Source organism: Sulfurovum sp. (assembly GCF_036568385.1).
GTDB lineage: Bacteria > Campylobacterota > Campylobacteria > Campylobacterales > Sulfurovaceae > Sulfurovum.
Map to the genome: position 1 here is coordinate 1 of NZ_DATCSP010000070.1, position 9,664 is coordinate 9,664.

Genomic DNA, 9,664 nt, shown 5'->3' on the forward strand with positions numbered 1-9,664 from the left:
GTTCTCTTCTTTGAGGCCTGCTTCCAAGAGCTGTTTTTGGTTGATGAAGGGCAGGTCCAGCATATATTTTTCACCTTTTTGCGTCAACGCTTCAGGGGTATGGAAAAAGTGTTCCGCCACTTCTTCACCTACCTCATAGCAGCAGCGCCCTATGGCAGGCGCGATACCTGCCATGATGGCTTCAGGGTCACACCCATACTCCGCTATCATCTTTTGCACCGTCTTGGAGGCGATCTGCGCTTTGGTACCTTTCCATCCTGCATGCACCGCTGCGACCACCTCTTTTTGCCTGTCGTAGAGCAGTATGGGGACACAGTCAGCCGTAAGGATGCCCAGCACCACCCCTTTGACATCGGTGATCAGCGCGTCACACTCTTTGACGGCATCGGAAAGACTCTCCCAGCCTCTGGTCTCTTTCCGGGTAATGTACTGGATGTTGTCACTGTGGGTCTGGTCGGCAAGCACGTAGTGCAGGGGTGTCTCACTGCTGAGCAGACGGGAGAGCCTGTTTCTGTTGGCTACTATCTGTTCGGGCGCTTCGCCTGTATGCAGTGCAAGGCTGAAAGCATAGGGGAGATCATCGGATCTTGTGGTCACGGCATGCAGCATGGAGGGGACACGCTTAAAGTGTTCAAAGGTGAAAAGATCCGGCATGATACTCCTTACAACTATTTTGATATAATACCCTAAAAATAGAGGGAATCTCTAAAGGAAGTGGTATGGACTCTTGGCTGCCTTTTGACAAACGTATCTTTAAACATTTTTCCTATCTTCTTATGTTGCAGCTCATTCCGCTTCTTGTCATCTCTTCCTATCTGATCAAGGAGATCAGCCCGCATCTCTTTACCAAGCAGATGATCTACTACTTCCTTGCGGGTATGGCTTTTGTGGTCGCTGCTTTCATTCCCTGGAGGCAGATCATTTGGTGGTTCATACCTATCCTGTATCTTGTAAACCTGGGTATGCTTGTCGCCGTTGAGTTCGTAGGAAAGACCATCCTGGGTGCACAGCGGTGGATAGAGATCCCGGGGGTAGGCGTCACCATTCAGCCTTCAGAGTTCATTAAGGTCAGTGTGATCATGATGCTCGGGTATCTTATGAGCAGGAAGCCTCCCGGAGAGAAAGGGTACGGCCTCCTTGACTTCCTGAAGTTCTCCGTCATCATCATCATTCCTTTTTTGCTGATCGCCAAAGAACCGGACCTGGGTACGGCACTGGTGCTGCTGATCACGGGCTATGGTATCTTGTTCGTGGTAGGGATCAACTGGAAGATATGGGTTTCGCTGATCATCATTCTGGGGCTCTCTGCGCCCTTGCTTTACGGGCAGCTGAAACCGTACCAGAAGAAGCGGATCACGGACTTTATAGGAAAACCGAGTTACCATGTCAACCAGGCTCTGATCGCCATAGGATCGGGCGGGCTTGAGGGGCAGAGCAAAGAAGAGGCGACGCAGACACAGCTCAAGTTCCTGCCGGTCTCTTCCACCGATTTTATCTTTGCGTATCTGGGGGAGCGGTTCGGTTTTCAGGGAATGATCACTGTGATCATACTCTATATCCTGCTGATCTTCAACCTGCTCTATATCGCAGCCAAATATACCAGCGATTACCTGATAAAATCGGTTGCCTCGGGACTGGCATTTCTCTTCTTTGTCTACATGGGTGTCAACATCTATATGGTCATCGGATTGGCCCCTGTAGTGGGGCTTCCGCTGCCCATGTTCAGCCACGGAGGGACCTCGTTTATCATCTTTGCTGTAATTTTTGGGATTTTACAAAATTTAATTGCATTTAAAGACTACAGTAGATATAATTCTGACTCGAAAATCACCATGATTTCGAAAGACCAGCTATAGCGTTCTTACGGGTCGGTAGCTCAGTTGGTTAGAGCACTCGGCTCATAACCGAGTGGTCGAGAGTTCGAGTCTCTCCCGACCCACCACTTAAACTCCTTAAAATACGTACTCCTAATCCAAGTCCTATTTTGATATTTGTGATTTTGGAAGTCACAAGAGGAAATAAATTATTTATCAAAATGAGTCATTGTTAAAATTGATCATATGTACCTTTGTCAATCTCTTTTTTTAAAATATCTAAGGTCTTTTGCATTACTTCATGAATTGCAATAGCAGAAGCTCTGTGATCATTTTCAGGTATATCCATATTAAAATCATTCATATACTTTTCAAATACTTCTTTGATATTTCCTGCAATATTTAGTTGTTTTTTTTGCGCTTCATTTTCTTGAAATGTCATTTTAAATCCTTTTTTTTTGTTAGTTAAAATATACGATAAAAAAATTAATGAAAAATTAATTGTGGGTTAAAGGCTCAAGATTTGGTGCTTGGGTATACAAAGCAGAAATTGGGTATAGGGGTCAGGTGACAATAACAATATAAGTCTTTTCTCGCTCCACTTCTCCGAAGATGTAGCGCATATCGAAAGTAAAAGAATCGTAAGAGACCAACACCACCGATAGGTGGAAGCGATACCGAAGAAACAAAGTCGTAGTCTCTGCATCTCACCTACGGAGAGGTGAGACGAGGAAAACACAACTAAATCAAGAACAATATATTTATAGAAAAAATTAAATTAAAAATATAGATCATATAATTAAGAAGCTACCTAGTGTAACTATTAGTTTTTTTTATGAAGAGAATTAACTTTAAATCAAATTTGACAGTAAAATGACATTAAACATGTAATAGCATGGTATTTGCAATGTTTTAAGGGGAAACACAATGAAATACTTTCTACTGATCGCCTCATTATTGATCCTTCCGTTTACACTGTTCGCATCCCAGGATGACCTCTCTAAATCTAAAGGAACGACACAAGATGTCATCGTGCAGTTAATGCCATCACCTGCACAAGAAGATGTTTCTCGTTATACGAAGATAGAAGCATCTTTTAATGTACCTTTGGATGCAAAACATGTAAAGAAGTTTGATGTGAAGCTCAAATGTCTCTCTTGTAAAGAAAAGAATGACATTAAAGGGACAGTAGGTTATGTAGAAGCTGAGAAGAAAGTAACCTTTACTCCTGCAGAGTCTTTGACTCCGGGAGTATATGAAGTAGAATTTAAAAGTCTTAAAGCTGACAAAACCCATAAAGATGTAAAGATCAAAGAGATTAAGTATAGGTTTGTAGTACCTACACTAGTGAGCTTGACTTTAGAAACCAATACTACCTCTTTGAATCTTGGAGAGAAAGCACAACTTGGGGTAACAGCCACCTATGATAATAATGTGGTTAAAGATGTGACAGATAAAGTAGAGTGGATCATCAATCCTGCCGATACAGTGCAGATCGGAGGTAATTTACTTACTGCACTTAAAGATACTGATGTAACCGTGCAAGCTAAAATGGAAACCATCCTCTCCAATACACTGGATCTTGAGATTTATTGGGAAGTGGATGGACATAGGCTTCCACCTGAACCCGATCCTGCTGTCAATAATGCTACGCTTCTCGGAATCGATGTAAATAACAATAATGTTAGAGATGATGTGGAAAGATGGATCTATAATAGATATAAAGGTGATCACCCCATAATGATCCCTCTTAAACTTCAGGAAGCAAGAGCATTTAGATATATCATTCAGGATCCTAGTCAAGCTAGAGATAGACGAAAAAAAGGGGTGGATGCTTTAAATTGTGCAGATGCATTTGGCGCTTGGGCAAATGCTTTTGGCCGAAAACCACTGTTTAATAAAGAATCAGAAGTAGTTATAAAAGAAGTGAGAGAAAGAGAGAATATACAATTTAATACAGCACAAAGGGCTAGAGCCTATGGAGAGTATAACCAAAACTTAAGTGGGGGTGTATATGAATCTGAATGGCCAAGTGAAAAATGGATAGAAAATTGTGACTTCAACACAACTAAGTATATTGAGATGTCGGAGAAATTGTGATGAAAAGGTTTTTATTTGTTGTCCTAATCTTTTGGCTAACTTTTTCCGTTGCTGAGGAAAAAAAAATAACACAGATCAATGAATATATGACTGATATATATTTTGGTAATGGAATTTTGACAACAGATCGTGAAGCAGAAAATAACAGAAGAGATTTATCCAGACGATATATTATGGCAAAGTATGGAGGACTTTTAAACCATCAGCTTGCAACAGCAAATAAAGAGATCCATTTTTATCTAGCATATAATTACTCTTTTCCCTCTTTCCCATCGTCCCGATGGTAATGCGCCCTGACGGTAAGGGAAGAAGTGCCCTTGGGGTGCATACACCACTCCAAGCATATATAAAAGTCACATCCAGCCAAAGAGATATTGAACCCCTGCAACAACAAAATCGATCATGATACTTGAACGAGAAGGCTGAACAGGCTGGGTCACTGGTCCATCGGTGCACTTGTTTTATGTTTCATCTGATATAGTGCGGAAGAAAGATGAAGTTTCCTATATGCAACTCGATCATATAGGGATAAGAAGGAATATCTATGAAATCAGCAAATAACACTTCTGTAGAGGTAGAGACGCTAGACGATCTCGCGGCGTTGGTAGACTATTCGCTTATGGACACGCTGAGCGCTGACCCTGAAGCTACTGCAGACGGTGCCGACCATGCTCCGCGACAAGTCTTCAGCGGGCATTATGTTCCGGTGAAGCCTACGCCGATCGAAGCCCCCAAGTACATCGCGCATAGCAAGAATTTCTTTAGAGAGCTGGGCTTTAGCGACAGTCTGGCAACATCAGAGGATTTTATGCGGATGTTCTCCGGCGATACCTCGCATTTGCCAGAGCCCTTGCGAAAGTCTGGCTGGGCCACAGGGTATGCGCTTTCCATTTATGGGACCGAATACTACGAGCAGTGTCCTTTCAAAACGGGTAACGGATATGGCGACGGTCGTGCCGTTTCCATCCTTGAAGCGGTGATAAACGGAAAGCGCTGGGAGATGCAGCTTAAAGGGGGCGGCAGAACGCCTTACTGCCGAGGTGCCGATGGCCGCGCCGTCCTGCGTTCGAGTGTCCGTGAGTTTTTGGCACAGGAGCACATACATGCGCTGGGTGTGCCGACATCACGCTCTTTGACTTTGTACACTTCAAAAACAGAGACGGTAAGGCGGCCATGGTTTACCAATGGATCGTACTCAAGAGACCCCGAAGTGATGATCGATGAGGCCGTTGCCATCACCACACGGGTCGCACCTTCATTTCTCCGGGTGGGGCAGCTTGAACTTTTCGGCCGTCGTGCGCGTAAAAATGAGCATCCCAAAGCGATGGAGGAGCTTGAAAAGATCGTCTTGCACCTGATAGACCGTGAGTACAGTGACGTCATCGATGCGCATCTGCCTACCAGGGAAAAAGTGCTCCTGCTGGCACGTGAGTTCCGAAAACGACTCACCTCGCTGGTGGCGAACTGGATCCGTGTCGGCTACTGTCAGGGGAATTTCAACAGTGACAACTGTGCCGCAGGCGGCTTTACCCTCGACTACGGACCATTTGGGTTTATCGATATGTTCGACCCGAGATATCAGCCGTGGACGGGCGGCGGCGTGCACTTCTCCTTTTTAAATCAACCTAAAGCTGCCGAACGCAATTTCTATATGTTCTGCCTGGCGTTAAAACCGCTTTTAGAGCCGGATCAGAATGCTTCAACCCAGCTGGATGAGATCAGAGACGGCTTTGCCAAGGTCATGCACGAAGAGATAGAAAAGATGTGGTCCGCCAAGCTCGGGCTGAGCACCTTTGATACGGAACTGGTCAAAGAGCTCATCCTGCTCATGATAGAAACCTCGGTTGATTATACGATCTTCTTTCGCGAACTCTCTACCGTACCTGAGGATATTGCTCCCCTCACAAAAAGCTTTTACGGTGACGCCGTATATAATGAAACTATCGTAAACAGATGGTCAGCGTGGCTGGAAAAATGGAGATCGCTCGTCCATACGGCAAATCCTGCCGACATCAATGCCACTTCGCCCGAATCGAGTGAAAAGCTTTCAGCGCAAATGAAGGCCGTTAACCCCAAATACACGTTGCGGGAGTGGTTCCTCGTCCCTGCCTATCAGCAGGCCGCCAATGGAGACTACACACTCATCAAAGAGCTGCAGGAAGTCATGACGCACCCCTATGCTGAGCAATCCAAAGAGACAGAGGAGAAATACTACAGAGAAAAGCCCTCTGAGTTCTTTGAAATTGCCGGTATATCCCATGTCACCTGTTCGTCGTGATCTTCGATGCATTTTTTCGCTTCCAACCTCTCCGTAGGAGGGACGGGAAATACAAGACTGCCTGCTCTGCGAAAAAATCAGCTTGGCAAAAATGCGGTAGCATTGCCGGAATAAAAGTCTAAATTTTGTATAATTCGACACAGAAGTTGAAATATATACGCTTTTATTGTAACGATCACATGCGGATGTGGTGAAATTGGTATACACGCCAGACTTAGGATCTGGTGCTTTACGGCGTGGAGGTTCGAGTCCTCTCATCCGCACCATCTACAAAGCCCTTTTTCAAGGCATTTAATCACTTTTTGCAGCTCTTCCATGTACTGGTCTACTATATTCAATAGGTCTTAACAGTATGATCTACTGTGTTAGAATGCTCAACTTTGTATCGAATAGGGGCTGTTGCTGCTTCATGATCTGTTTGCACTTCTTCCGTTGAAGTCAGGGTGCATTCCCATCGGAACGATTTGATGATACAAACGAGAATCTCTGATCACTTACACACAGGTTGCACACTACTGCTCTATACTGTAAAAAAGCCGACAGATATAGAAAAGGATAGCTGATGTTTGATATGGGACATGGTTGGGGCATGGGTTTTGGTATGTGGCTGCTTCCGGCGGTATTGATCGTCGTAGTGATACTTCTTTTGAAGGATACGAACAAAGAGAAGCCCCCGTCTGCGCAGGATATACTGGACAGGCGTTTTGCGAACGGGGAGATAGACCTCGAAGAATACGAAGAACGGTCGAATGCTCTGAAGAAGCAATGAGCAGGGTGTTCTGATGCAGCGGCGTACATTCATCAAAGGTGTCACGGCAGCTTCTCTGATGACAGTGGTTTCGACCGGGTCAGCGGCAAAAACAAGACCATCCCCCATCGAAAACAGCAACATACTGGCAGGCAATGAGTTTTTTCTGGACATTGGCTATACCCCCGTCAATTTTACAGGGAAAAAGGCGGTGGCTACCACGGTGAACGGACAGATACCCGCCCCGACGCTGGTGTGGGAAGAGGGTGAGACCGTGACCCTGCATGTGACCAACCGTTTGAAAAAGACTTCATCGATCCACTGGCACGGCATCATTCTGCCTTCAGGGATGGATGGCGTGCCCGGGCTGAGCTTTGACGGGATCGCCCCGGGAGAAACCTTTACCTACCGATTTAAAGTGCAGCAGCACGGGACCTACTGGTATCACAGCCACTCGGGCTTCCAGGAACAGACAGGGGTCTATGGGGCCATCATCATCAAACCGAAGAAGAAAGAGCCCTTCAGGTACGACAGGGACTATGCGGTAGTGCTCTCTGACTGGAGCGATGAGAACCCCCATACCATCTATAAAAAGCTCAAGCAGATGAGCCACTACTATAATTTCAATCGGAGGACCGTAGGCAATTTTCTCGACGAGGTGAAAGAAAAAGGTCTCTCGACCGCCTTTTCCGACAGAAAGATGTGGAATGAGATGCGTATGACGGACAGGGACCTCTCTGATGTGACAGGGTATACGTATACCTATTTGATGAACGGAAACAACCCTGCGACACAGTTCAAAGCGCTTTTCAGAAGAGGCGAGAAGGTACGTCTTCGTTTCATCAATGCCTCGGCTATGACATTCTTTGATGTACGCATCCCCGGACTGAAGATGACCGTGGTCGCAGCGGACGGGAACCATGTGAAACCTGTCAGCATCGATGAGTTCCGCATGGGTGTGGCGGAAACCTATGATGTGATCGTGGAGCCTGCCGCGGAGAAGCCCTATGCCATCTTTGCACAGAGCATAGACCGTTCCGGTTATGCCATGGGGACACTGACGCCTGACCGTTCTCTCTTGGCAGAAGCACCGGCTATGGACCCGGTGCCTGTACTGACCCATACGGACATGGGGATGGAGATGGATGAGGGAAGTATGGACCATGGCGGGGGCATGAAGTGCTCGTCGGCCATGAAAATGCCCAAAGAGAGCATGAAAAAATACAAGTTCTCACAGATGGAAGCGCAAAAGTACCCCATCACCGAACTTCCCATGAAACGCGGCGTGCAGACCACCATGAAGGCCATGTCACCCAGATACAGGCTCGATGACCCCGGTGCAGGGCTGCGCAGCAACGGCCGGAAGGTCCTTACCTATGCGGACCTGAAGAACAGATACTCGACAGCCAAAGCCAAAAAGCCCGACCGGGAGATCATCCTGCATTTGACGGGAAATATGGAACGCTATATGTGGTCGATCAACGGTATCAAGTATGCCGATTCGGAGCCATTGAGATTCTACTACGGCGAGCGGATCCGTGTCACCTTCATCAATGATACGATGATGAACCACCCTATGCATCTGCACGGTATGTGGAGCGACCTGGAAACGGGCGATGACGACCATCTGGTCAGAAAACACACCGTCATAGTACAGCCGGGCTCCAAGATAAGCTACAGGATCAACGTGGATGCCAAAGGCAGATGGGCCTATCACTGCCATATGCTTTACCATATGGCCGGTATGTTCAGAGAAGTAAGAGTGACATAAGGAGGACGGGGATGAAGAAGATCCTGGCAGGGTTGACAGCAATGATCGCACTGGGCCAGTCGGCACAGGCAGATATGAACGATGATCCGCTCGTCACGATGTTTCTGATGGACCGCTTTGAAGTGCTTGACAATGATGAAAAGAGCAGGGTGTGGGAAGGGAGTTTCCGTATCGGCTATGATCTTAACAAACTCTATCTCTACAGCGAAGGGGAAGCCACTGCCGACGGGCTGGAGAAGAGTCAGAATGAAGTTGTCTACTCCCGCGCCGTCGCACCGTTCTGGGACCTGCAGCTAGGCGTTGCCTATGACAAGAACGAAGAGCACTCCCAAACCTGGGGAGAGATCGCCGTCTCTGGTCTGGCGCCTTACTACTTCGAGACAAGAGCCGCGCTGCTTGTCAACGACAGGGGGAATGTAGGGCTTCGATTGGAAGCAGAGTACGAAGCGCTGCTGACCCAGAAACTCATCCTCACACCATCGCTGGAAGCGGACCTTTATACCAAGGACGATCCCGACATGCATCTTGGTTCCGGACTCTCCTCGCTTGAAGCGGGATTGCGTCTGCGCTATGAGTTCAAACGCGAGTTCGCCCCCTACATCGGTGTGACATGGGAGAGGACCTTTGGCAATACCAGGGAGTATGATCCTATGGATGAAACACACTTCATGGCCGGTGTGCGGTTCTGGTTCTAGAGCGGTCCACTGCTTACCGCCTAAGGGCTTTCAGATGCACGCGTTTGTGTATAGAAACGGACAGCAGTGCAGGCCATAGCGCTTAAAAATAGGGTGGCCATTCTCTATCTTAATCAGTACTTAAAGTTATTTTGATATTATCTTTAGCGATATATTACATATAATAAAATGAAATAAGGTTACTATGAATCATTATAAAAGAGTTGTTGTAAAGGTTGGGAGCTCGGTACTGACTGAGCAGGGTGAGATCGCAAAAGA

Annotated in this window: 9 protein-coding genes and 2 tRNA genes; 9 read left to right on the forward strand and 2 right to left on the reverse strand. The window is 46.6% G+C overall.

Annotation, left to right across the window (positions count from 1 at the left end):
• The coding region (gene pgeF / locus VIM88_RS07585; RefSeq protein WP_331862290.1) for a peptidoglycan editing factor PgeF at nt 1-654 on the reverse strand (654 nt) is incomplete at its 3' end.
• A gap of 65 nt (nt 655-719) precedes the next feature.
• Here pgeF and VIM88_RS07590 point away from each other — a divergent pair.
• Together VIM88_RS07590 and VIM88_RS07595 are read left to right on the forward strand one after the other, a co-directional pair.
• Nucleotides 720-1,856, forward strand: coding sequence for an FtsW/RodA/SpoVE family cell cycle protein (locus tag VIM88_RS07590; protein ID WP_331862291.1), 1,137 nt, complete (start codon nt 720-722; stop codon nt 1,854-1,856).
• 9 nt (nt 1,857-1,865) lie between these two features.
• A tRNA-Ile gene (locus VIM88_RS07595) sits at nt 1,866-1,942 on the forward strand.
• A gap of 104 nt (nt 1,943-2,046) precedes the next feature.
• Here the strand turns inward: VIM88_RS07595 and VIM88_RS07600 are convergent.
• Nucleotides 2,047-2,256: a hypothetical protein gene (locus VIM88_RS07600; protein ID WP_331862292.1), complete on the reverse strand. Its 210-nt coding sequence runs from the start codon at nt 2,254-2,256 to the stop codon at nt 2,047-2,049.
• Nucleotides 2,257-2,741: 485 nt separating this feature from the next.
• Between VIM88_RS07600 and VIM88_RS07605 the strand changes: the two genes are divergently transcribed.
• The 7 genes from VIM88_RS07605 to VIM88_RS07635 all read left to right on the forward strand — a co-directional run bounded on the left by VIM88_RS07605 (nt 2,742) and on the right by VIM88_RS07635 (nt 9,406).
• A complete protein-coding gene (locus VIM88_RS07605; protein WP_331862293.1) occupies nt 2,742-3,914 on the forward strand; it encodes an Ig-like domain-containing protein in 1,173 nt (390 codons plus the stop codon).
• Entirely contained in the window at nt 3,914-4,201 is a 288-nt protein-coding gene (locus VIM88_RS07610) for a hypothetical protein (protein ID WP_331862294.1), read from the forward strand. The genes VIM88_RS07605 and VIM88_RS07610 overlap by 1 nt, the downstream gene beginning before the upstream one ends.
• Nucleotides 4,202-4,458: 257 nt before the next feature.
• Nucleotides 4,459-6,192, forward strand: a complete 1,734-nt coding sequence (locus tag VIM88_RS07615) for a protein adenylyltransferase SelO (protein ID WP_331862295.1) — start codon at nt 4,459-4,461, stop codon at nt 6,190-6,192.
• A 181-nt stretch (nt 6,193-6,373) separates the two neighbouring features.
• A tRNA-Leu gene (locus VIM88_RS07620) sits at nt 6,374-6,458 on the forward strand.
• Between the two features lie 296 nt (nt 6,459-6,754).
• Nucleotides 6,755-6,961, forward strand: coding sequence for a hypothetical protein (locus VIM88_RS07625; RefSeq protein ID WP_331862296.1), 207 nt, complete (start codon nt 6,755-6,757; stop codon nt 6,959-6,961).
• Between the two features lie 13 nt (nt 6,962-6,974).
• Nucleotides 6,975-8,711, forward strand: a complete 1,737-nt coding sequence (locus VIM88_RS07630) for a copper resistance system multicopper oxidase (RefSeq protein WP_331862297.1) — start codon at nt 6,975-6,977, stop codon at nt 8,709-8,711.
• Between the two features lie 11 nt (nt 8,712-8,722).
• Entirely contained in the window at nt 8,723-9,406 is a 684-nt protein-coding gene (locus tag VIM88_RS07635; protein ID WP_331862298.1) for a copper resistance protein B, read from the forward strand.
• Nucleotides 9,407-9,664: the final 258 nt, after the last annotated feature.

Bases quoted from the DNA above. Each gene is read 5' to 3' on its own strand.
- VIM88_RS07610 (WP_331862294.1), top strand. From the start codon at position 3,914: ATGAAAAGGTTTTTATTTGTTGTCCTAATCTTTTGGCTAACTTTTTCC.
- VIM88_RS07615 (WP_331862295.1), top strand. From the start codon at position 4,459: ATGAAATCAGCAAATAACACTTCTGTAGAGGTAGAGACGCTAGACGAT.
- VIM88_RS07590 (WP_331862291.1), top strand. From the start codon at position 720: ATGGACTCTTGGCTGCCTTTTGACAAACGTATCTTTAAACATTTTTCC.
- VIM88_RS07605 (WP_331862293.1), top strand. From the start codon at position 2,742: ATGAAATACTTTCTACTGATCGCCTCATTATTGATCCTTCCGTTTACA.
- VIM88_RS07630 (WP_331862297.1), top strand. From the start codon at position 6,975: ATGCAGCGGCGTACATTCATCAAAGGTGTCACGGCAGCTTCTCTGATG.
- VIM88_RS07600 (WP_331862292.1), bottom strand. From the start codon at position 2,256: ATGACATTTCAAGAAAATGAAGCGCAAAAAAAACAACTAAATATTGCA.
- VIM88_RS07625 (WP_331862296.1), top strand. From the start codon at position 6,755: ATGTTTGATATGGGACATGGTTGGGGCATGGGTTTTGGTATGTGGCTG.
- VIM88_RS07635 (WP_331862298.1), top strand. From the start codon at position 8,723: ATGAAGAAGATCCTGGCAGGGTTGACAGCAATGATCGCACTGGGCCAG.